Source organism: Mesorhizobium yinganensis (assembly GCF_040081985.1).
In the GTDB taxonomy this organism is placed as follows: Bacteria; Pseudomonadota; Alphaproteobacteria; order Rhizobiales; family Rhizobiaceae; genus Kumtagia; species Kumtagia yinganensis.
On record NZ_JBEBMH010000002.1, the window covers coordinates 299144 to 320879 of the forward strand.

Sequence of the window (21736 nt, forward strand, 5' to 3'; positions counted from 1 at the left end):
ATGAACGTCGACGACCTGATCAGCGGATCCGCCTTTCCGACGCCCGACCGGTCGAAATGGCTGGCCTTGGTGGAAAAGACCCTCGCGGGTGCATCCTTCGACGACGTCATGGTCGCCCGCAATGACGACGGGCTGGCGATCGACCCCTTGGCTTCGCGCCGCGCAGGAGCGATCCCGCTGCCGCGCCGCAAGGCGGCGCTGCCCTGGATCGTCGTGCAGCGCTGCGACGACACCGACCCAGTGCGCGCCAACCGCCAGGCGCTGGAAGACGTGGCCGGCGGCGCTACCGGCCTCGCCCTGGTGTTCGAGGGTGCGCCCAACGCCTACGGCTACGGCCTGCCAGACCAGCCCGACACGCTGGAGCGCGTGCTTGATGGCATCCCGCTCGACAAGGTGCATGTGCGCATCGACGCGCACCCCGCGAGCCGCGCCATGGCCGACCGCCTCGTCGCCTTCCTCACCAAGCGCCGCGCCGACCCGGCAAAACTCAGCCTCTCCTTCGGCATCGATTCGGCCGCCAATTTCGCCGGCACCGGCCGCCTGCGCATGTCGATCGAAGCGTTGCAGGCCTCCATGCCGCAGTCGCTGGCGCATTTCTTCGCCATGGGCGTTCCCGGCATCCTGCTCGAGGCCGACGGCCGCGTCTTCCACAATGCCGGCGCAACGGAAGCGCAGGAGCTGGGCGCGATGCTGGCCGGGGCCGTCGCGCATCTCAGGCTTTTCGAAGAAGCCCGCCAGGCGCTGGTCTATGCCGCGCCGCATATCGGCTTCGCGCTGTCGGTCGACCAGGACCAGTTCCTGTCCATCGCCAAGATCAGGGCGCTCCGGCTGCTCTGGCAGAAGGCGCAGGAAGCCGTCAGGATCAAGCCGTCGCGCGCCATGATCCATGCCGAGAGCTCCTACCGGATGGCGACGATCCGCGATCCGGAAACCAACATCCTGCGTACGACGCTTGCTGCCTTCGCGGCGGGCGCCGGCGGCGCCGATTCGATCTCGGTCCTGCCGCACACCATCGCCCACGGCCTCTCCGGCGCCTTCGCGCGCCGCGTCGCCCGCAACACCCAGCTCGTGCTCGCCTCCGAAAGCCACATCGACTTCGTCATCGATCCGGTCACCGGCTCGGGCAGCATCGAAGCCCTCACCGACGCGCTCTGCGAGGCAGCCTGGGCAGAGTTCCAGCGCATCGAAAGGGAAGGCGGTCTGTTGCGCAGCCTTGCCGGCGGCCACCTTCAGACCCGCATCGTCGAGGCGCGCGACCGCCGTGCCGCCGAATACCGTTCCGGCAAGCGCGCCATCATCGGCACGACGCTATTTCCCGCCAAGATCGAACTGCCGGTCGAAACCCTTCCCGCCTCACCCCGCCCGCTTCCCACCGACGGCACCGTGTTCTGCCAGAGGCTGGAGTCGGCCCGCATCGACGAACTGGTTGCTGCCCACTGATGATTCCCGATTTCACCAAGATCGACTGGCGCCGGCCCGGCGCGGCCGCGCCCATCCGCGACAAAAGCACCTGGAAGACGCCGGAAGGCCTGACGATCAAGCGCTCCTATGGCGAGAGCGACGTCGCCAAGCTTCCGATGCTGGACACCTATCCCGGCATCGCGCCGTTCATCCGCGGCCCCTACCCGACCATGTATGTCCAGCAGCCCTGGACGATCCGCCAATATGCGGGCTTCTCCACCGCTGAAGAATCCAACGCCTTCTACCGCCGCAATCTTGCCGGCGGCCAAAAAGGTCTTTCCGTCGCCTTCGACCTAGCCACCCATCGCGGCTACGACAGCGACCATCCGCGGGTCGCCGGCGATGTCGGCATGGCAGGCGTCGCGATCGATTCCATACTCGACATGCGCCAGCTCTTCGACCAGATCCCGCTCGGCGAGATGACGGTGTCGATGACCATGAACGGCGCCGTGCTGCCGATCATGGCGCTCTACATCGTGGCCGCCGAAGAACAGGGCGTCGCGCAGAAGGACCTTGCCGGAACCATCCAGAACGACATTTTGAAGGAGTTCATGGTCCGCAACACCTACATCTATCCGCCGAAACCTTCGATGCGGATCGTGTCGGACATTTTTTCCTACACCTCGGCCAACATGCCGAAGTTCAACTCGATCTCGATCTCCGGCTACCACATGCAGGAGGCAGGCGCGACCGCGGACCTCGAACTCGCCTACACCATCGCCGACGGCATCGAATATGCGCGCGCCGGCGTCGCCGCAGGACTCGACATCGACAAGTTCGCGCCGCGCCTCTCCTTCTTCTGGGCGATCGGCATGAATTTTTTCATGGAAGTCGCCAAGATGCGGGCCGCCCGCCTGATCTGGGCCGCGCTGATGCAGAAGAATTTTTCGCCAAAAGACCAGCGCTCGCTGTCGCTGCGCACCCACTGTCAGACCTCCGGCTGGTCGCTGACGGCACAAGACCCCTACAACAACATCATGCGCACCATGATCGAGGCGATGGCGGCGACGCAGGGCCACACCCAGTCGCTGCACACCAATTCCTTCGACGAGGCTCTAGCGCTGCCGACCGACCATTCAGCGCGCATCGCCCGCAACACTCAGCTGATCCTGCAGAAAGAGTCCGGCACCACCCGCTTCATCGACCCGTGGGGCGGCTCGGCCTTCGTCGAGCGGCTGACGCATGACCTCGCCGCCAAGGCTCTCGCCCACATCGAGGAAGTCGAATCCCTCGGCGGCATGGCGGCCGCCGTGGAAAAAGGCATTCCGAAACTGCGCATCGAAGAAGCCGCGGCCCGCACCCAGGCGCGCATCGATTCCGGCGAGCAGCATCTCGTCGGCGTCAACGTGCACCGCCCGGAAAGGGACATCGAGGTCAACGTGCTGAAGATCGACAACGCCGAGGTGCGCGCCCGGCAACTGTCGAAGTTGCAGCAGCTCAAGGGCACGCGCGACGTCGGCGCCGTCGAAACCGCGCTCGACCAGCTCACTTCAGCCGCGCGCGAAAACGGCAACCTGCTTGCCTTCGCCATCAAAGCCGCCCGCGCCAAGGCCACGGTCGGCGAGATTTCGCTGGCACTGGAAAAGGCCTTCGGCCGCCACGTCGCCCAGGTCCAGACGATCTCCGGCGTCTACCGCGAGGCGATCGGCGAAAACGCCGTCGTCGACCGCGTCCAGGCCAAGGTCACGGCCTTCGAGAGGGCCGCCGGCGCCAAGCCTCGCATCCTCGTCGCCAAGATGGGCCAGGACGGCCACGACCGCGGCCAGAAGGTCATCGCCACCGCCTTCGCCGATCTCGGCTTCGACGTCACCGTCGGCTCGATGTTCCAGACGCCCGACGAAATCGCCAAACTCGCCGCCGAGCACGACGTGCATATCGTCGGTGCCTCCTCGCTCGCCGCCGGACACCTGACCCTCATTCCCGAACTCAAGGCGGCGCTGAAAAAACTCAACCGCGACGACATCGTGATCGTCGCCGGCGGCGTCATCCCGCCGCAGGATTTCGACGCGGTGCGCGAGGCCGGCGCGGCGGAAATTTTTCCGCCCGGCACGGTGATACCCGAGGCGGCGGAGAGGCTGCTGGACGGGTTGGCCCGTTGAGGCGGCCACATGACTTAACGTAGGCCACGTCCTAGCAGCCCGGCATAATCCGCAAGTTGCCCAGCGTGGTTGCTCTCCGCGCGGAGCCCGATGTGCCCGTCGGCTCGCACGACGAGCAGCAGGACATCGCCCGCGCCCAGGCCTTTGGCGGCATCTGGCTCGATACGGGCGTCGGCAGCCGCGAAATCCGCGTCCGATGCCAAGGCAATGACCGTCTCGATGATCGGACCGCCGGCGAAGGACCGAAGCTCATCCAGAATCCTGGCGAGACTATCACCGGTCGCCGATGCACCTCCGATCAGGAAGGCGGTGTGACCCCGCCGGCTGGCGTACCGATGAAGCTTGCCGACGCCGGCCGTTTGCCGCAGTTCGATCCCGTCCGGCAGCCGCTGCCCCGGCCAGCTTGCTTCATGCCTGTCACCCAGCACAATCGGCGAGGCCGCATAGTCGATGTCGAGCTCCGCCTCGGCCACCGCCTCATGGTGACGCATGGCGGGATCGGCAAAGGCGCCTTTGATGGCAACGTCGCGCTCCCGGCGCGCGGCTGCACCCTTGACCATCTGCGCGCCCTCGGCCGTCTCGCCGGACGCTGTCACCATCTCCGCCACCGGACGCCGTTCCGCCTCATAGCTGTCGAGGAGTTTTTCGGAGCAATGTCCGTGGCATACGAGCGCCAGCTTCCAGGCAAGATTGTAGGCGTCCTGCAGGCCGCTGTTCATGCCGTGGCCTTGCGCCGGGCTGCAGGTATGCGCGGCGTCGCCGGCAAGCAGGACGCGGCCGGACCGGAACTTTTTCGCGACCTTGGTGTGGCACTGGAAGCGCGTCGGATTGGCCACGCCCTCGAAGCGCGCCGCCGGCAAATAGCGCCGCAGCGTGCCGAGCGCGTCGGCAACCAGATCGGAATCCGGAGAACTTGGCCTCAGATAGACACGCCACCGCTCGCCCGGCAGCGCGGTGAGGATGACCGGCACCTCGTCGAGATAAGCATAGTTGGCCTCGAACGACGCTGGCCAGCCAGCCACGCCGGCGTCGAACACGGCCCATGGTTCGGCGATGTCGTGTCCGTCCTGCTCGATGCCGGCGAGCGAGCGCACCGAGCTGTGGTGGCCGTCGCAGCCGATCACCCATCGCGCGAGGATTTCGGTCGCCACCCCCTCGTGCTCGATCGTGGCAAGCACGCCGTCATGCCGCTCGACCAATCCGACCAGTTTCGTTCCGCGCGTCACCATGCCGCCCTGCCGGCTGAGATAGTCCGTCAGGATCGCTTCGGTCACTTCTTCCGATATGCCGATGTTGAACGGATAGCGGCTGCCGCAGAGTTCGAGATCGATCTCGCCCAGCAGTTCGCCTCCGGCATGGATGCAGGCCCGCCGCTGCCTGACCCCTGCGGCCAGCAGCGGCTCCAGGATGCCCAGCGACTCGAAAATCTCCAGCGAGCGCGGATGGACGACCGTCGCCCGGTCCCAGGCCATCGCATGCTCATGCGCATCGATGAGAAGGCAGTCCACACCGCGCCGATGGAGTTCCGCGGCTGCGAGCAAGCCGGTTGGACCGGCCCCAACAATCATGACAGTTACGCCAGTCACTACATTTCCCCCAAGCCTGTCCAGCCATAATGCATTGCTCGAATGCCGGCGCAAGCCGATAGCGGTCGCCCCCACGGAGCGTTTACAGAATGTCAGGCTGTCGGCCCGTCCGTGCAAGCCGCTTGCCCATCGTTGCCCGTTATTACATCCGTTGCAACAGGTCCATTTTGGCGTTATACATCACGTTATAACATGGAGGTTGCGATGAACACCGTGATCCGCAAGATCGGCAATTCAGAGGGCGTGATCCTGCCCAAGGAACTGCTCACGAAACTCAATCTGAAGGCAGGCGACAACGTGCTTGTCGTGCAGGAGGGCGACGAGTTGCGTTTGCGCCGCGTCGAGGATTCCGCGGAGGAATTCGAGCGCAAGATGGCGGTCGCGCGCGACCGCATGAAGAAATACGAGAAGGTCTATCGCGCGCTGGCGAAATGACCGAGTTCCATTCGCTCGACTTCATTCTGGCCATGCATGCCGAGCAGTTGCGCCTGCATGGCGGAGCCGCCGGCGTGCGTGACGAAGGCATGCTGGATTCCGCGCTCAACCGGCCATTGCTAAAACAAGCCTATGGCGATCCGGACCTCTGCGAACTGGCGGCCGCCTATCTTTTCGGGATCGCCAAGAACCATCCGTTCGTGGATGGCAACAAACGCACCGCGCTGGCCGCCGCCGATACGTTTCTGTTCTTCAACGGGCTTGAGCTTCAGGCTGTGGACGAAGACCTCATCCAGTTCGTCCTGATGGTCGCCGCCGGCGAGATCGACGAGGACGGCGCCACGGCATTTTTCCGGGATCACACGGAGCCGCTGACCGAAAGCGCCTGATGTCTCCATTACGACATTGAAACGGGGTTTTGGTTCTAACGCTAATGTCGGCAATGAGGTGGGTAGCGAAATGGCAAGTTGTGGTTGCGAGGCTGCCAAGCTGTCCTTTATTCTTGCCAACGAGCCGCTGCGGCAATGCCTTCTGATTTCCCAGTGATCCGGCGAATCGTCGACCTTACAAGCTACAATGGTAGGTTTAATCAAACCAATGGTCGCTAACTATAAGCGCTACTTTCCGCGGGTCTAACGACAGCGAGTTTTGCAGAACAGCGATCAACGTTCGGCGATCGTAGAATTCGCCATCCATCCGGCCGTATTCTCGTTTAACCTGATCCGACTCCATGCTCCCTGGGCTTCAATAACCGAGATGTCTACCCCTTCCGGGACGACGGTAATTATAGCGAATTTGGTGCCGGGTCCTTCGCGCAGGTTCACCGCGGTCTTCGTATAGCGTATCATGGCTCGATCGGCTTTTTCGTTACTGACCGGCTCCGATTGAACCCCATCGGTTGCAATGACTGTTGTTACTTGACGCGCGGGATGATCCGGCCCGATTTCTTCAGTCGGGGCAGCACCCTTCTGCGCTGCGGATTTGGTGTCGGATATCTCCACGCTAAAGGTCGGTGGCAATCCGGGGTCCGCCTTTTTTCTGTCGGTTCCGAAAATGACAGCAAATACTGGAATGCCCACAAGGATACCAACAACAGTCAACATTGCGAGTTTGAGAGGGCTCCGCTTCCTAGCATTTGCGGGGACGGGAGCAACCTCAACGGCAACGTTCGTAGGCGCGGACAGCAATGCGACCGTACGTTCCCGTGGCAGCGCTGCAAGCTTTCGGCAGCCATCCGCAAAAGCCGCCACCAACCCGGTCTTCGAAAATTCTACAAGCTCGTTCACGCCGGTGTTGCTTGTGAGATGCATAACTTCATACAGGCAGATCGGAATCTGTCTGTTGTCCCTGAAGCGTCGGTCGGGTCCGCCGCTCTTGTTTGGATGTTTCCAAGTATGATCTACGACCGTAGCGTCGCCCGGTACGCCCTCGGTTTCGATGAACCTAGAGTCCTGCCAACGTACGTTCAGATCAGCGTACTTCACCGCCCCTACGCGGCTGCCGTCCTGCATGAGCACAATGTCGGGCATGAAGAACATAACCTGCCTGCCAACATGCAGCGCAGGAGGGATCACATTGCTCTTTATTACCGCCGGGAGATTGTAGGTTAGGGTAGTCACCTTTTTGTTTACAAGGTGCGAAGCTCCCGCGTTACGCTTCCATGCAGTTAGAGTCTGGACTGCGCCTCCGGCTTCGATATGCCATTTGGCGGCACACCCTATAAGGCCGTCAAACCCTTCTGCGAGGCGACGATAGGCTATCTCTGCTTCCCCTTCGAGGTCGTAATAGAGCACCGATGTCCTGCGATAGGAGTCCAGCCACTTACCGATCCCGCCCGCCGGCAGCGCAGCGGCGCAAAGAACCAGTCCAGGTCCGCCTGTCGCGAGGCCCGCTATCACACCTATTACGAGAGCAGTCCAGAAAAACGCCACAGACATGCGCGTCTGTCTGGCCTTAGAGTTTATCTCGTCGAGAAGTTCCGAAAAGGACTCGTCGCGCATCTGCAAGACATCGCCGGACTCGATCTCGATCATCGCGACATCATCATTGTCGAACGTCGTCCTCGGCAATGGTGATTGTTGCGGCGAAGCTGCCGACGGCCGACCTTGCCCAGCATTGCCAAGCGTCGCCCGATAGTAAAGACCTCCACGACCCGCATGGATGTAGTGCCCACGAGGTCCCGTTCCTATTCGCAGGCCTTTCACACCAACGGAAACTCCGACCCCGGACTTTGAGAAATTGAAGCGGAACGGGCCTGCCGAAACCGACTTCCTAATGTAAAATGGCAAATGCGCCCCCCGCACCAAGCCCTTCTCTTGCCCCCGAGAACCTGCGTCTCTTTGGCAACAAGCATCGGCTCGACTATTGGATAGGAAGCCCCATTGAGCAAGTGTATTCGTGCCTTTGTCCCTGCTGGTTACTGAAACATAACGGGTGCGGTGCGCTTGAGTGGCATGAACGCACCCATCGTCTACGACGGAGCAATGATCGAAAATCTTTTCACGGGCCTTAATTCCGATCCTTGGTGGTAGGCAACATCGTCGTTATGGACAACTTGCCTTTGCACAGCCCAGTATTTGCTGGGCTGCTTCCGACCCCGGTCCGACCGGCTGTCGTGAGTTGAAAGGACATGGCGCCGCGTGGAACTGGGCGAACGGCGACAATGGGAGTCGCTAGCGAACCTTGAAACCGAATTGACAGGGGTGCTGACAAGCTGCGGCCTACCCCACCTTAATTTTGACGATCTCAAAATCCTTGCCGTTGACACTAGCCTCGTCACCGACGCCTTTTCCAAACAGCGCCTTGGCCATCGGCGAGACATGGCTGATCGTGCCGTGCGCGGCGTCGGCCTCATCCTCGCCGACGATCGTCCAGGTGTGGTGCTTGCCGTCCTCGTCCTTCAGCCTGACCGTCATGCCGAAGCGCACGACGTCGGAATCCGGCTCGGGCACCGAGACTTCCGCCGTCTCGCGCCGCGCCGTCCAGTAGCGCAGGTCGCGCGACACAAGCGCGATCCGCTCGCGGTCGGATGAGCGCTCGGCCTCGCCGAGGTCCTCGCGCAACTTCGCGAGTTCCTTCTCGATGTGCGCAAGTCCCTTTTCGGTCACGAGATTGCGGTGGGGGCTCACCGGCCGCTCGCCGATATCGGCGATGGCCTCGTTGTCGTCTTCCCGGGTGAATGCTCTGCTCATCGAGGGAGCGTATGCCTTCGCCGCACCGCCGACAAGCGTCAACCGCGCACCTGGCACATTTCCTGCGTAACAAAGCCGGTCGGGAGGCTTTTGGCGGAATCTGTGCCGATGTTGAACAGGCGTGCGTTTCTGACGGGCTCGGCCGGGCTTGCCGCGATGGGCATCGCCGCGCCCGCCGCTGCCGTGTCGCGCCTGCCGTCCGGCGTCGAGACCGCCTCGCTGCGCGGTGCGATCAGCGCCACCGAACTTGGTATCGCGCCGGGTACGCTCGACGACCAAAGCAAGGCTTTTTCCAAACTGCTCGAGAAATCCGCCGAGACTGAAGCGCCTATCTTTCTGCCGCCCGGCACCTATGTCGTCTCCAACATCACCCTGCCGCGCCGGGTCCGGCTTTCCGGCGTGCCCGGCGCGACACGGCTGCTTTATGGCGGTGACGGCTATCTGCTGCGCGCCGAGAATGCCGACCACATCGAACTCAGCGGACTGGTTCTGGACGGCGCCAACCGCTGGATCGGAGAATACGCGCAAGGGCTCGGCGATTTCCGCCGCGTCGCCAATCTCGTCGTCGACAACTGCCAGGTCATCGGCAGCGGCGGCAACGGGCTGGCGCTGGAAACCGTGTCCGGCCGCATCGAGCGCACGACCATTTCGGGGGCGGCGGAATCCGGCATCTATTCGGTGGAGGCCGGACGCCTTTCTATCACTGGCAATAGCGTGACCGACTGCGCCAATGGCGGCATCCTGGTGCATCGCTGGCAGGCGGCTGACGATTTCACCATGGTCACCGGCAACCGCGTCGAGCGCATCGCCGCGCGCAAGGGCGGAACGGGTCCCTACGGCAACGGCATCAACACCTTCCGCGCCGACAAGGTCATGATCGCCAACAACACGATTGCCGACTGCGCCTTTTCCGCCATCCGCGCCAACAGTTCCAGCGACGTCCAGATCCTCGGCAACAACTGCTCACGCAGCGGCGAGACCGCGATCTATTCCGAATTCTCGTTCCAGGGCGCGGTGATCAGTTCCAACATCGTCGACGGCGCCGCCAACGGCATCGCTATCGTCAACTTCAACGAAGGCGGGCGGCTGGCGGTCTGCAACGGCAACATCGTCCGCAACATCTCCAATGTCGGCCCCTATCCGTTCGACAGGCCGATGTTCGGCGTCGGCATCACCGTCGAGGCAGACACGACGCTGACCGGCAACGTCGTCGAGGAAAGCGCCCGCTATGGCATGCAACTCGGCTGGGGTCCTTACCTGCGCAACGTCTCGGCCACCGGCAACGTCATCCGCAAGGCCGGGGTCGGCATCGCCGTCACCGTGGTCGAGGGCGCCGGTCCGGCCGTCATCACCGACAACGTGATCGAGGCGACCCCCGACGGCGCCATCGTCGGCTTCCGCTGGAGCGACACCGCCACCGGCGATCTCACCGCCTCCGGCGCGGAGAATTTTGGCCATCTGACCATCGATCGCAACCATGTGAGCTGAGGCGGTGTCCGACGTAGGCGGGACCGCCTTGCCGCGTCAGGTCGAAGCACTTCACCGAGCCGTTCGGTTCAGCCAAAAGAGGCGTCGCGCCATATTCAAAAGGGTGTCGCGTCAGCTCATTTGCGATTCTTGAGTCCGGAAATTTGTTTATCCCACTGACTTTATTCACTATTCTGAACTTGACGCATCGCCTGGGCGACGCGCGATCCGAACATCGGGACAACCCTATCGCCTCAAAAATCGCATCGCGCGAAAACCCAGCCACTTTCATTTTCCCGCAAGAAAACAGCGGCTTATGGCCGGCCTTCGTTCCCGACGCGAACAGACGAGAGTGGTCGTCTAGACGAAAAGCGCCTCGGCGGGTCGCAACACGCCGACAGCAAGCCCCTTGCGGTTGAGAACAGGCGGCCTCGCCATGGCGGCCAGCCGCTCCGAAAGATCCTCGTCTGCCTTCAAAAGCCGGCTCAGAACCGCGGCGACCATCACCTCCGCCGCCCGCTCGCCGCCGTCCTCGGCCTTCAGGGCGATGCCGAATCCGAGTTCCGGCAGGGCCGCGCAATAGACCCCTTCCGCGCCGATCTTGACGAAGATGCGGCCGGGCGCGGCCTGCATCAGCCTTGTGTCGGCCCGCCCCGTGCCCGCGACATAAAATGGTTCTGCCATGCAGGCTGCCATCAGCCGTCTCGCCGCCTTGGCGCGCTTGGCCGAGAGTCCCTTCCCCGTCACCATTTTCGCAAAGCCGGCCGCCAAGTCCTTGAGCGGAATGGCATATGTCGGGATGGAGCAGCCGTCGATGGCGCTGTTTCCGGCGTCGTGCCTGGCGCCGGTGACGTCCTGCATCGCCTCGCGCACCATCTGTTGCGAGCGGTGTCCGGCCGCGACGTAGCCGTGATGATCGACGCCGAGATGGACGCAAGTACAGATAAAACCTGAATGTTTCCCCGAACAGTTGTTGTGCAGGTCGTTGGGCAGGCGGCCGGCCCGCGCCAGCGCCAGCGTCGAATCCTGATGGCTCGGCCAGTGCGTTCCGCACTCCAAGGCCGCGCCGTCCAATCCTGCAGTCGCCAGCATTGCCGAAGCCAGTTCGACATGCGCCGGCTCACCGCCATGGGAGGCGCAGGCCAGCGCCAATTCCTTGTTTCCAAAGCCATAAGCGTCAGCCGTACCGCTCTCGACCAGAGGCAACGCCTGGATCGCCTTGATTGCGGAACGCGGGAAAACCGGCTGGCTGGTATCACCGATTTCCAACACCGCCTTGCCGTCCGCATCGCATACCGCCACAGCGCCACGATGAGCGCTCTCGACGATCTCGCCGCGCAAGACTTCCACCAGCACCAGATTGGTCACGACCTTGTCTTCCTATTGATTCCGTTCGGTAAAATGGCGTTCTCCTACTGATCGAAGGCGTCGTGCAGGATTTCACGCAGGGTCAGTGCGCCGCTGCCATCGGCCGATTCGCGGAAGCGGATGTCGTCGATCCGGGCCTGCCCCTCGCTCGATATCAGGATCAGCGTGTCGGTCCAGTTGGCGCGCGGCGTTTTCGGGAAACCGTACGTAACGGCCACTTCCGTCCGCCCGGCCCTTTCCGCGGGCTTCTCCGGTGTGCATGTATCGGGCAGGTCCGGAAAACTCTGATAGGGAATGCCATCACCGAATGGCGGCTTCTCGTCGGGTGTTGCTTCCGCGATAATGCGGTTGCGGTCCTCGGCATCGGCGATCACCGCCAGCAACGACGCGGTGAGCAACGGCCTGACGGCTTCAGCGTCTCCCGCAATCCGTGTCTTGCAGAACGCCGCGGTCAGGTCGGCGGAATTGTCGGCTGCCCCAACGGCGGATGCAGTCGCAACAAGCGATACGGCAAAAGCCAATGTTCTCAGAGACTTGAGCCGAGTTCCGCAATCCGTGGACATCCAGCCTTCACCCCCGCACAATAGGGCCGACGCTGACAGACACTCGCGTTCCGGCCTAGGCGGCGACCTCTATCTGATACGGTCGAGGATAGAAACGTAATTCGCCACCGCCGCGCCGCCCATATTGAAGATGCCGCCCAGCTTCGCGTCCTCGACCTGGATGCCGCCGGCCTCACCCGCCAATTGCATGGCGGTCAGCACATGCATTGAAACGCCGGTCGCGCCGATCGGATGGCCTTTTGCCTTCAAGCCGCCGGACGGATTGACCGGCAGGCGCCCGCCCTTCTCGGTCTGGCCCTCGGCGACGATTTTCGCCCCCTGCCCGCGCGGCGCAAGGCCCATCGCTTCGTATTCGATCAGCTCGGCGATGGTGAAGCAATCATGCGTCTCGACGAAGGACAGGTCGTCCAGCGTCACGCCGGCATTTTTCAGCGCCCGCGCCCAGGCCTGTTCGCAGCCTTCGAAGAGCAGAATGTCGCGCTTGGACATGGGCAGGAAATCCTGCACATGCTCGTTCGCTCGGAACGCAACGGCGCGGCGCATCGACAGCGCCGTGGTGGCGTCCGTCAGCACCAGCGCCGCGGCGCCGTCGGATACCAGCGAGCAGTCGGTGCGCTTCAGCGGGCCGGCGACGAACGGGTTCTTCTCGCTCTCGTGCCGGCAGAAATCGAAGCCGATATCCTTGCGCATATGCGCGTAGGGATTGTCGACACCGTTGCGATGATTCTTGGCCGCGATCATGGCAAGCGCATCCGACTGGTCGCCATGGCGCTGGAAGTAAGCAGCCGCTATCTTGCCGAACTGTCCGGCGAAGCCGGCGGGAATATCTCCCTCCTCCGGCAGGTAGGAGGCCCGAATCAGGTTCTGCTGAACCTGAGGGCCGGGCGTCGTGGTCATCTGCTCCACACCGACGACGAGAACGATTTTCGCCGCGCCGGCCTCAATGGCCCGGATCCCCTGACGCACGGCGGCCGAGCCGGTGGCGCATGCATTCTCGATACGGGTGGCGGGCTTGAAACGCAAACGTTCGTCGGTCTGCAAGACGAGGCTCGCCGTGAAATCCTGGGCGGAGAAACCGGCGTTGAAATGACCGAGTACGATCTCGCTGACGTCGTCCGGTCCAACACCGGCATGTTCCATGGCCTCCGCTGCCACTTTGGTGATGAGGCTTTCGACCGTCTCGCCCTCCAGCTTGCCGAAGCGCGAATGGGCCCAACCAACGATGCATGCAGTCATGGCAACCTCCTGGAAAATCCAACAATCGCGCGGGGCCGGGCGGCTGTCCAGCATTGCGCATTCTGTTCAAGGATGAACTTGTTTCCTTTATCCCAACGACCCACGGGGCGCTACTGGCGTCGACCATCTGGCGCATTCGATTTTTATTGATTGACCGCTCAATAAAAAATAGCCTTGCCTGCCGGGAGGGATCGATGCCGAAAATCGGAATGGAACCGTTGCGCCGCAAGGCGCTGATCGACGCCGCGATTTCCGCCATTGGCGACCGTGGCACGCTGGACGTCACCATGTCGGAAATCGCCGGACGCGCCGGTGTTTCGCCGGCACTCGCGCATCACTATTTCGGCGCGAAGGAGGACCTCCTGCAGGCAACGATGCGGCACCTGCTGGCCGATCTCGGGCGCGACATGGTGGTCGCCCTCAAGCGGGCGCCGTCGCCTCGCGCCCGGATATCCGCCGCGATCAACGTGAATTTTTCCGTCGGCCAGTTCCGGCAGGAGATCGTGCATGCTTGGCTCGCCTTCTATGTCGAGGCGCAGCGCTCGGCGCCCTTGCGACGGCTGCTCAGGGTCTACAGCCACCGGCTCTATTCCAACCTGATGAGCGGGCTCACCCCCCTCTTCGAGCGCAGCGAAGCGGAACGGATGGCCGAAGCCATCGCCGCGATGATCGACGGGCTGTACATCCGCCGCGCTCTGCGGGACGGGCTACCCCACCCGCTGAGCGCCGCCACGCTCGTCGAAGATTATGTCGAGACCAAACTCAGACTGGCCGCCAGGACACAATGACACGCCGTCCGAATATCCTCATCCTGATGGTCGACCAGTTGGCGGGAACGCTGTTTCCCGACGGTCCAGCCGATTTTCTGCACGCGCCAAACCTCAAGGCGTTGGCGGCGCGCTCGGCGCGGTTCCGTAATAATTATACCGCCTCGCCGCTCTGCGCGCCTGGCCGGGCTTCCTTCATGAGCGGCCAGTTGCCGTCCCGGACGCGCGTCTACGACAACGCCGCGGAATTCGCCTCTTCGATCCCGACTTTTGCGCATCACCTGAGGGCTGCCGGCTACACGACCTGCCTCTCAGGCAAAATGCACTTCGTCGGACCGGACCAGTTGCACGGGTTCGAGGAACGGCTGACGACCGACATCTACCCCGCAGATTTCGGCTGGACGCCGGACTATCGCAAACCAGGCGAGCGCATCGACTGGTGGTATCACAATCTGGGCTCCGTCACCGGCGCGGGCGTGGCGGAGATCACCAACCAGCTCGAATATGACGACGAGGTGGCTTTTCACGCGACCCAAAAACTCTACGACTATTCGCGACGGTCGGACGACGCCGATCGCCGGCCCTGGTGCCTGACGGTCTCGTTCACCCACCCGCACGATCCCTATGTCGCGCGGCGAAAATACTGGGATTTGTACGAAGGCTGCTCCGAGTTGGAACCGAAGGTCGGTTTCATCGAGCGCGAGGACCAGGACCCGCATTCGCAGCGGCTCTACGACGCCAGCGACTACCGCAGCTTCGACATCACGACCGACCAGGTGCGGCGCTCGCGGCGCGGCTATTTCGCATCGATTTCATACATCGATGACAAGATCGGTGAGATCCTTGCCGTGCTGGACGACACACGGATGCGCGAAGATACGATCGTGCTGTTCTGTTCCGACCATGGCGACATGCTCGGCGAGCGCGGCCTGTGGTTCAAGATGTCTTTTTACGAAGGGTCATCGCGTGTGCCGCTGATGATCGCAGGACCGACCATTCCCGCCGGGCTGATCGAGACGCCGACTTCGAACCTCGATATCTGCCCGACGCTTTGCGATCTGGCCGGCATCGACATTTCCGACGTCCTGCCGTGGACCGATGGCGAATCCCTCGTCCCACTGATGCGCGGCGAAAGGCGGAAAACGCCAGTGCTGATGGAATACGCCGCCGAAGGCACGCAGGCGCCGATGGTCGCCATCCGTGACGGCCGCTACAAGTTCGTGTTTTGCGAGATCGATCCGCCGCAACTGTTTGATCTGGAATCGGATCCGCACGAACTGCGCAATCTCGCGGTCGATCCGGCGAATGACGCCCTTGTTGCGGAGTTCACAAAAAAGATCCGTTCCCGCTGGGACATGGCCGCCTTCGACGCCGAAGTTCGGGAAAGCCAGGCCCGCCGCTGGGTGGTTTATCCCGCCCTGCGTAACGGCGCCTACTTTCCTTGGGAATTCCAGCCGCCGCGGAACGCGTCCGAGCGCTACATGCGCAACCACATGGACCTGAACGTGCTCGAAGAGAGCAAGCGATTTCCACGGGGAGAATGAGATGATCACCGTCTGGGGCAGAACGACTTCCGGCAATGGGCAGATCGTCATGTGGGCGCTGGCCGAGCTTGGGCTGAAACCCGAACGTCACGACGTCGGCGGCGCCTTCGGCGGCAACAGGACGCCGGAGTATCTGGCGATGAACCCCAATGGGCTGGTGCCGGTGCTGCGCGACGGCGATGGGCCGTACCTGTGGGAGAGCGCGGCGATCCTGCGCTATCTCGGCGCGACCTACGGAGACGAGCAGTTCTGGCCGGCGTCCCCCGGCAAACGCGCGCCGCAGGATAAATGGGCAGAGTGGATCAAGACGACCTTCAGCCCGGTGCTTGGGCCGGGACTGTTCTGGCCGATCGTCGGCACCACGCCGGACAAGCGCGATCACGCCGGCATCGCGGCGGCGGCAGGGAAACTCAAACCGCTCGCGGTGATGCTCGACGCGCGCCTCGCCGACGGACCCTATCTGGGCGGCAGCGATATCTGCTTCGCCGACATCGTCGTCGGCGCGCCGCTCTACCGCTATTTCACGCTGGATTTCGACCGCGCCGACACGCCGAACCTGCGCGCCTATTACGACCGGCTTTGCCAGCGTCCGGCCTATGCCGAGCACGTCACAGTCTCCTATGAAAGCCTGAGAGCCAAATGATGATCCCCGGTCTCGACCATCTGAGACGTGCCTACGCCGTTACTTCCAGCGCGACGCAGATCACGCCACTGCTGGAATCGGCAGCGCTAGCGCGCGAGAGCGGCGCGGCGCGGGTCTTCCTCAAGCCGGAATCGCTGCAATGGGCGGGCTCGTTCAAGGTACGCGGCGCCTACTGGCGGCTGAAGCAGCTCTCGCCCGAGGAGGCGAAACGCGGCGTGGTGGCCTATTCCTCCGGCAATTTCGCGCAGGGACTGGCGGCGGCCGGCGAAGCGCTCGGCATCCCGGTCACCATCGTCATGCCGATCGACGCGCCGGCGGCCAAACGCGACGCGACAAAAGGTTATGGCGCGACGGTGGTGCTGACCGACCATGGCGACCGTCCGCGCGAGGAAGTGGCCTCCGCCCGGGCGCGCGAGATCTCGTCCGAACAGGGTCTCACGTTGCTGCATCCGTTCGACGATCCCGAGATCGTCGCCGGCCAGGCTGGCGCGGGCCTGGAAGCGCTCGACCAACTCGCGGCTCGCGACGCGCAGGCCGACATCGTGTTCTGCCCCGTCGGCGGCGGCGGATTGATCGGCGGCGTTTCGCTGGCTTTCCACTATCTCTCGCCGAAGACGGCAATTTACGGCGTCGAGCCGGAAGGGTTCAACGGCATGGGCAATTCGATAGCCCATGGCGAGATCGAAACCATGCCGCTGGTCGCGCCGTCGATCTGCGACGGACTGATGTCACGCCGGCCGGGCGTCACCCCATTTGCGGCGGTACGGGCTGCCGGCGTGAAGGGGCTGGCGGTTAGCGACACCGCTGTCCGTGCGGCCATGAGAATCGCCTTCGAGCGGATGAAACTAGTGCTGGAGCCATCCGGTGCAGCTTCGCTGGCCGCCCTGCTCTCCGGCACGGTCGACGTGAAGGGCAGGACCGTCGTGGTGATCGCCAGCGGCGGCAACGTCTCGCTGGCAGACTACATGAAACATGTCGAAAATGCTTGAAGCCGACTTCGTCATCGTCGGATCGGGTTCCGCCGGCTCGGCCATGGCCTATCGTCTGTCCGAGGACGGTAGCCATTCGGTCATCGTCATCGAATATGGCGGCTCCGACATCGGGCCGCTGATCCAGATGCCGTCGGCGCTGTCCTTCCCGATGAATATGAGCCTCTACGACTGGGGTTTTGCCAGCGAGCCGGAGCCGCATCTCGGCGACCGCGTGCTGGTGACGCCGCGCGGAAAAGTGCTGGGCGGCTCATCGTCGATCAACGGCATGGTCTATGTGCGCGGCCATGCCGGCGACTTCGACCACTGGGCCGAGCAAGGAGCGGCCGGCTGGGCCTATGCCGACGTGCTCCCGTATTTCAAACGCATGGAGAACGTACGGGGCGGCGAAGACGGCTGGCGCGGCACGGACGGGCCGCTCTTCGTGCAGCGCGGCAAGCGGAGCAATCCGCTCTATTCAGCCTTCGTGGCAGCCGGGTCGCAGGCCGGCTTTGAGCTTACCGAGGACTATAACGGCTCCAAGCAGGAAGGCTTCGGCGCGATGGAGCAGACCATCCATCGCGGGCGCCGCTGGTCGGCCGCCAACGCCTATCTGCGGCCGGCGCTGAAACGCGGGAATGTCAGCCTTGTCAAAGGCTTCGCCCGGAAAGTCGTCATCGAGAATCAACGTGCCGTCAGCGTCGAGATCGAAACGCGCGGCCAGATCCAGATCGTGCGCGCCAGGCGCGAGGTGATCGTCGCCGCCTCGTCGATCAACTCGCCGAAACTCTTGATGCTGTCCGGCATCGGGCCTGCCGCACATCTCCAGTCGAACGGCATCCCGGTTGTCGCCGACCGACCTGGCGTCGGCGCCAATCTCCAGGATCATCTGGAGCTTTACATTCAGCAGGAGGCGACGCAGCCGGTCACGCTGCATTCCGTGCTGAACCCGTTCTCCAAGGCGCTGATCGGTGCCGAATGGCTGTTCTTCAAGACGGGACTCGGTGCGACCAACCATTTCGAGGCGGCGGCCTTCGTCCGCTCGAAAGCGGGCGTCGACTATCCCGACATCCAGTTCCACTTCCTGCCGGCCGCTGTGCGCTACGATGGCAAGGCGGCGGCGAAGTCGCACGGTTTCCAGGCGCATGTCGGGCCGATGCGGTCGAAGTCGCGCGGCAGCGTCACGCTGCGCTCGCCCGATCCGTGGGCCAAGCCGGAAATCCGCTTCAACTACATGTCGCATCCCGACGACTGGGAGGAGTTCCGCCACTGCATCCGGCTGACGCGCGAGATTTTCGGGCAACCGGCCTTCGACGCCTATCGCGGCAAGGAAATCTCGCCGGGAGCGGACGTGCAGAGCGACGACCAGCTCGACGCCTTCATCCGCGAACATGCCGAGAGCGCCTTCCATCCCTGCGGCACCTGCCGGATGGGGCGGAGAAACGATCCGATGAGCGTCGTCGATCCAGAATGCCGGGTGATCGGCGTCGAGGGGTTGCGCGTTGCGGACTCGTCCATCTTTCCGCGCGTCACCAACGGCAACCTCAATGCGCCCTCGATCATGACCGGCGAGAAAGCCGCCGCCCATATCCTTGGGCGGCCGATGCTGCCGCCATCCAATCAGGAGCCCTGGATCAATCCGCGCTGGCGCGAAAGCGACCGGTGAAATCCCTGGGCTCGCCGTTCGCCGGCCAATCGGACATGACGAACAGCCGACAACGCTGTATCTGAACGCAAACTTAACTCGGTGGACCGCCAATGAAAGCCCAGCCGAAAACCTCGCACTACATCAACGGCAGCTATGTCGAGGACGAGCAAGGCCGTGAACTGCCGGTCGTCTACCCTGCCACCGGCGAGACCATCGCGACCCTGCATGCGGCAACGGAGAACACCGTCGAACTTGCCATCGAGGCGGCGCGGGCGGCCCAGCCGGCATGGGCGCGGCTGAAACCGGTCGAACGCGGCCGGGTGCTGCGGCGCGCCGCCGATATTCTGCGCGCCCGCAATGCCGAACTGGCGCGGCTGGAGACGCTCAATACCGGCAAGGCTATCCAGGAAACGCTGGTGGCCGATGCGGCTTCCGCCGCCGATGCGCTCGAATATTTCGGCGGAGCGGTCGCTGCCTTCGGAGGTGAATATACCGATCTCGGCGGGCCTTTCGCCTACACAAGGCGCGAAGCGCTCGGCGTCTGCGTCGGCATCGGCGCGTGGAACTACCCGATCCAGGTCGCCGGCTGGAAATCCGCCCCGGCGCTGGCCATGGGCAACGCCATGGTGTTCAAGCCTTCGGAAAACACGCCGCTGACGGCGCTGGCGCTGGCCGAAATCTATTCCGAGGCAGGCCTGCCCGACGGCATCTTCAACGTCGTCCAGGGTTTTGGCGATGTCGGCGCCGCGCTCGCCGGCCACGAAGCGGTTGCAAAAGTGTCAATGACCGGATCGGTGCCGACCGGTCGCAAAGTGATGGCGCTCGCCGGTTCGCTGATGAAACACGCCACGATGGAACTCGGCGGGAAATCGCCGCTTATCGTCTTCGACGACGCCGATCTGGAGAACGCGGTCGGCGGCGCCATGCTCGGCAATTTTTATTCGACCGGCCAAGTGTGCTCCAACGGCACGCGCGTCTTCGTCCAGAAAGGCCTGCACGACCGTTTCCTCGGGCGACTGGTCGAACGCTCCAAGAAAATCCGTATCGGCGATCCGCTCGATCCCGAAACGCAGATGGGGCCGCTGATCAGCAGGGCGCAGCACGACAAGGTTTTGGGCTATATCGACATCGGCCGGCAGGAGGGCGCGGACCTCCGCCACGGCGGCGGCATACCCTCCCTGCAGGGTTTCGAGGGAGGGTTCTTCGTCGAGCCGACGATCTTCGCGGGCGTGACCGACCGGATGCGCATCGCGCGCGAGGAGATATTCGGACCGGTGATGACCGTCCTGTCCTTCGACGACGAAGACGAGGTCGTGGCCCGCGCCAACGATACCGAGTTCGGGCTGGCTGCCGGCGTCTTCACCCGCGACCTGCCGCGCGCCCACCGCGTCATCGCCGACCTCCAGGCCGGCACATGTTGGATCAACGCCTACAATCTGACACCGGTCGAGATACCCTTCGGCGGCTACAAACAGTCGGGCATCGGCCGCGAGAACGCACTGGACGCGCTCCGCCACTATTCACAGGTAAAGTCGGTCTATGTCGAAACCGGCGACGTCGCCAGCCCCTATTGATATCGGCAGCCCACATCGTTCGGGACGACGGGGTCGCAGGTGTCTAAGGCCGTCTTCGCCCTGAGCGATGCTTAGGCTCAATAGAACAAATCGTATCGCGCGCCCTCTCCAACCCGATGGCCTTCCCCTGCCGGACGCTGCCCAGCCGTCCGAGACACGCTGGTCAAAATCCACGTGAAATCAGTGCGTTAAAACCTCGCACCGGCATATCGAATAGCCGTGTCGATTCCTGCTCACAACCTGCCTTTTCACGCTTGCGGCTTTGTCCGGCGGCGGCTATAAGCCCGCGTCTGGTCACGGAGTGTAGCGCAGTCTGGTAGCGCACGTCGTTCGGGACGACGGGGTCGCAGGTTCAAATCCTGCCACTCCGACCAGTTTTCACAAGGATCCCGATCTTTGCTGCATGCCGTTCGCTTACGGCATTCCCCAGTTTTTAATCACGCCTGCCCCAAGGCGACACGGGCTTGTATCGCGAAGACCTCAAGCGATCGTCATTTCGGCCCTGGTGCCCAAGCCTGGCGTGACAAGGGCAGACGTCCGGTCTCCTTCGGCGACGAAAGCGCAATCAGCGTCTCGGTACGCTGCACGCCGGGAACAGCCTTGACGATTGCGTTCAGGAAAGCTTCCAGGTCGCGGGTTGTGTGGGTTCGCACCTTTAGCAGATAGTTCCACGCGCCGGTGACATGATGGCATTCGAGGATCGCCGTCTCGTTGGCGACGCGCGCAAGAAACGCCTCCTCGGTTGCGGGATCGTTCCAGCCGACGAACACGAAGGCCAGCAAATCGAGGCGCAGCGCCGGCGCGGATAGCGTCGCGTGGACGCCCTCTATCACCCCGCGCTCGTGGAGTTTCCGGACGCGGTCGTTTACCGAGGAAACAGCCAGGCCCACCGCCTTGCCGAGTTCGGCATAAGGGGTGCGGCCGTTTTCCTGGAGAAGGCTCAGGATCGTCCGGTCGGTCTCGTCCAGATCGTTCATCGTTCATGTCTGCCCCTGTCGAGGCGTGCGGTCAATTGCGATGCCGCGAAATCAAGCCACCGCTTGGCGTATCCGGATAAATGACGGGTGAATTTGTCATATACCGGACAATATTCGGACTATCCCGCACAACGTCCGGAAATTCATGGAAAGCCCAATTTGATCGGCCTATAGGCCATTCAACCGCAGCGGGCATGCCGCAACGTCAG

The 21736-nt window shown here is 63.2% G+C and carries 18 protein-coding genes, 1 tRNA gene and 2 pseudogenes; 13 read left to right on the forward strand and 8 right to left on the reverse strand.

The window, feature by feature from the left end; genetic code table 11:
• Both ABMA59_RS05025 and scpA read left to right on the forward strand, forming a co-directional pair.
• A complete protein-coding gene (locus tag ABMA59_RS05025; protein ID WP_349004215.1) occupies positions 1-1440 on the forward strand; it encodes a methylmalonyl-CoA mutase family protein in 1440 nt (479 codons plus the stop codon).
• Entirely contained in the window at positions 1440-3560 is a 2121-nt protein-coding gene (scpA, locus tag ABMA59_RS05030; RefSeq protein WP_349004216.1) for a methylmalonyl-CoA mutase, read from the forward strand. Before ABMA59_RS05025 ends, scpA begins: the two co-directional genes overlap by 1 nt.
• A 14-nt stretch (positions 3561-3574) precedes the next feature.
• Here scpA and ABMA59_RS05035 read toward each other — a convergent pair whose 3' ends face one another.
• Positions 3575-5128, reverse strand: coding sequence for an FAD-dependent monooxygenase (locus ABMA59_RS05035; protein ID WP_349004640.1), 1554 nt, complete (start codon positions 5126-5128; stop codon positions 3575-3577).
• A 222-nt stretch (positions 5129-5350) separates the two neighbouring features.
• Here ABMA59_RS05035 and ABMA59_RS05040 point away from each other — a divergent pair, with 222 nt between their 5' ends.
• Both ABMA59_RS05040 and ABMA59_RS05045 read left to right on the forward strand, forming a co-directional pair.
• On the forward strand, positions 5351-5581 hold the full coding sequence (locus ABMA59_RS05040) for an AbrB/MazE/SpoVT family DNA-binding domain-containing protein (protein WP_349004217.1): 231 nt from the start codon (positions 5351-5353) through the stop codon (positions 5579-5581).
• Positions 5578-5970 (forward strand): type II toxin-antitoxin system death-on-curing family toxin, encoded by a 393-nt coding sequence (locus ABMA59_RS05045; protein WP_349004218.1) that lies wholly within the window; start codon positions 5578-5580, stop codon positions 5968-5970. The genes ABMA59_RS05040 and ABMA59_RS05045 overlap by 4 nt, the downstream gene beginning before the upstream one ends.
• A 273-nt stretch (positions 5971-6243) precedes the next feature.
• Here ABMA59_RS05045 and ABMA59_RS05050 read toward each other — a convergent pair whose 3' ends face one another.
• Positions 6244-7614, reverse strand: a complete 1371-nt coding sequence (locus tag ABMA59_RS05050) for an SH3 domain-containing protein (RefSeq protein WP_349004219.1) — start codon at positions 7612-7614, stop codon at positions 6244-6246.
• 108 nt (positions 7615-7722) lie between these two features.
• A pseudogene (locus ABMA59_RS37125) lies at positions 7723-7884 on the reverse strand (DUF4236 domain-containing protein); the annotation flags it as partial.
• A 126-nt stretch (positions 7885-8010) separates the two neighbouring features.
• Here ABMA59_RS37125 and ABMA59_RS37130 point away from each other — a divergent pair.
• A pseudogene (locus ABMA59_RS37130) lies at positions 8011-8147 on the forward strand (IS630 family transposase); the annotation flags it as partial.
• A gap of 154 nt (positions 8148-8301) precedes the next feature.
• On the opposite strand, the gene greA reads toward ABMA59_RS37130, so the two are convergent.
• A complete protein-coding gene (greA, locus tag ABMA59_RS05055) occupies positions 8302-8772 on the reverse strand; it encodes a transcription elongation factor GreA (RefSeq protein WP_349004220.1) in 471 nt (156 codons plus the stop codon).
• Positions 8773-8880: 108 nt separating this feature from the next.
• On the opposite strand from greA, the gene ABMA59_RS05060 reads away from it, so the two are divergent.
• Positions 8881-10260: a TIGR03808 family TAT-translocated repetitive protein gene (locus ABMA59_RS05060; protein WP_349004221.1), complete on the forward strand. Its 1380-nt coding sequence runs from the start codon at positions 8881-8883 to the stop codon at positions 10258-10260.
• A 339-nt stretch (positions 10261-10599) separates the two neighbouring features.
• On the opposite strand, the gene ABMA59_RS05065 is transcribed toward ABMA59_RS05060, so the two are convergent.
• The 3 genes from ABMA59_RS05065 to ABMA59_RS05075 form a co-directional block, all read right to left on the reverse strand.
• Positions 10600-11607: an asparaginase gene (locus ABMA59_RS05065; protein ID WP_349004222.1), complete on the reverse strand. Its 1008-nt coding sequence runs from the start codon at positions 11605-11607 to the stop codon at positions 10600-10602.
• A gap of 44 nt (positions 11608-11651) precedes the next feature.
• Positions 11652-12005 carry a hypothetical protein gene (locus ABMA59_RS05070; RefSeq protein ID WP_349004223.1) on the reverse strand — a complete coding sequence of 118 codons (354 nt, stop codon included), beginning with the start codon at positions 12003-12005 and terminating at the stop codon, positions 11652-11654.
• Between the two features lie 234 nt (positions 12006-12239).
• Positions 12240-13406, reverse strand: a complete 1167-nt coding sequence (locus ABMA59_RS05075; RefSeq protein ID WP_349004224.1) for an acetyl-CoA acetyltransferase — start codon at positions 13404-13406, stop codon at positions 12240-12242.
• Positions 13407-13600: 194 nt separating this feature from the next.
• Between ABMA59_RS05075 and betI the strand changes: the two genes are divergently transcribed.
• From betI to ABMA59_RS05110, 7 genes are all read left to right on the forward strand, one after another.
• The gene (gene betI / locus ABMA59_RS05080) at positions 13601-14194 is read left to right on the forward strand and encodes a choline-binding transcriptional repressor BetI (protein ID WP_349004641.1); all 594 of its coding nucleotides are present in this window, start codon (positions 13601-13603) and stop codon (positions 14192-14194) included.
• On the forward strand, positions 14191-15717 hold the full coding sequence (gene betC, locus ABMA59_RS05085) for a choline-sulfatase (protein ID WP_349004225.1): 1527 nt from the start codon (positions 14191-14193) through the stop codon (positions 15715-15717). Before betI ends, betC begins: the two co-directional genes overlap by 4 nt.
• A 1-nt stretch (position 15718) precedes the next feature.
• Positions 15719-16360, forward strand: a complete 642-nt coding sequence (locus ABMA59_RS05090; RefSeq protein ID WP_349004226.1) for a glutathione S-transferase family protein — start codon at positions 15719-15721, stop codon at positions 16358-16360.
• Positions 16357-17349, forward strand: a complete 993-nt coding sequence (locus tag ABMA59_RS05095; RefSeq protein WP_349004227.1) for a threonine/serine dehydratase family protein — start codon at positions 16357-16359, stop codon at positions 17347-17349. Before ABMA59_RS05090 ends, ABMA59_RS05095 begins: the two co-directional genes overlap by 4 nt.
• Complete coding sequence (gene betA, locus ABMA59_RS05100; RefSeq protein WP_349004228.1) at positions 17342-18994, forward strand: choline dehydrogenase; 1653 nt, start codon at positions 17342-17344, stop codon at positions 18992-18994. The genes ABMA59_RS05095 and betA overlap by 8 nt, the downstream gene beginning before the upstream one ends.
• A 92-nt stretch (positions 18995-19086) precedes the next feature.
• Positions 19087-20550: a betaine-aldehyde dehydrogenase gene (gene betB, locus ABMA59_RS05105; RefSeq protein WP_349004229.1), complete on the forward strand. Its 1464-nt coding sequence runs from the start codon at positions 19087-19089 to the stop codon at positions 20548-20550.
• 297 nt (positions 20551-20847) lie between these two features.
• Positions 20848-20924: transfer RNA gene (locus ABMA59_RS05110), tRNA-Pro, on the forward strand.
• Positions 20925-21041: 117 nt separating this feature from the next.
• Here the strand turns inward: ABMA59_RS05110 and ABMA59_RS05115 are convergent.
• Positions 21042-21527, reverse strand: coding sequence for an Lrp/AsnC family transcriptional regulator (locus ABMA59_RS05115; RefSeq protein WP_349004230.1), 486 nt, complete (start codon positions 21525-21527; stop codon positions 21042-21044).
• Positions 21528-21736 lie beyond the last annotated feature (209 nt).

Coding starts and splice junctions, on each gene's coding strand:
- betA (WP_349004228.1), top strand. CDS start 17,342: ATGCTTGAAGCCGACTTCGTCATCGTCGGATCGGGTTCCGCCGGCTCG.
- betI (WP_349004641.1), top strand. CDS start 13,601: ATGCCGAAAATCGGAATGGAACCGTTGCGCCGCAAGGCGCTGATCGAC.
- betC (WP_349004225.1), top strand. CDS start 14,191: ATGACACGCCGTCCGAATATCCTCATCCTGATGGTCGACCAGTTGGCG.
- ABMA59_RS05045 (WP_349004218.1), top strand. CDS start 5,578: ATGACCGAGTTCCATTCGCTCGACTTCATTCTGGCCATGCATGCCGAG.
- ABMA59_RS05050 (WP_349004219.1), bottom strand. CDS start 7,614: ATGATCGAGATCGAGTCCGGCGATGTCTTGCAGATGCGCGACGAGTCC.
- ABMA59_RS05035 (WP_349004640.1), bottom strand. CDS start 5,128: ATGATTGTTGGGGCCGGTCCAACCGGCTTGCTCGCAGCCGCGGAACTC.
- scpA (WP_349004216.1), top strand. CDS start 1,440: ATGATTCCCGATTTCACCAAGATCGACTGGCGCCGGCCCGGCGCGGCC.
- ABMA59_RS05075 (WP_349004224.1), bottom strand. CDS start 13,406: ATGACTGCATGCATCGTTGGTTGGGCCCATTCGCGCTTCGGCAAGCTG.
- ABMA59_RS05095 (WP_349004227.1), top strand. CDS start 16,357: ATGATGATCCCCGGTCTCGACCATCTGAGACGTGCCTACGCCGTTACT.
- greA (WP_349004220.1), bottom strand. CDS start 8,772: ATGAGCAGAGCATTCACCCGGGAAGACGACAACGAGGCCATCGCCGAT.
- ABMA59_RS05090 (WP_349004226.1), top strand. CDS start 15,719: ATGATCACCGTCTGGGGCAGAACGACTTCCGGCAATGGGCAGATCGTC.
- ABMA59_RS05060 (WP_349004221.1), top strand. CDS start 8,881: ATGTTGAACAGGCGTGCGTTTCTGACGGGCTCGGCCGGGCTTGCCGCG.
- ABMA59_RS05040 (WP_349004217.1), top strand. CDS start 5,351: ATGAACACCGTGATCCGCAAGATCGGCAATTCAGAGGGCGTGATCCTG.
- ABMA59_RS05025 (WP_349004215.1), top strand. CDS start 1: ATGAACGTCGACGACCTGATCAGCGGATCCGCCTTTCCGACGCCCGAC.
- betB (WP_349004229.1), top strand. CDS start 19,087: ATGAAAGCCCAGCCGAAAACCTCGCACTACATCAACGGCAGCTATGTC.
- ABMA59_RS05115 (WP_349004230.1), bottom strand. CDS start 21,527: ATGAACGATCTGGACGAGACCGACCGGACGATCCTGAGCCTTCTCCAG.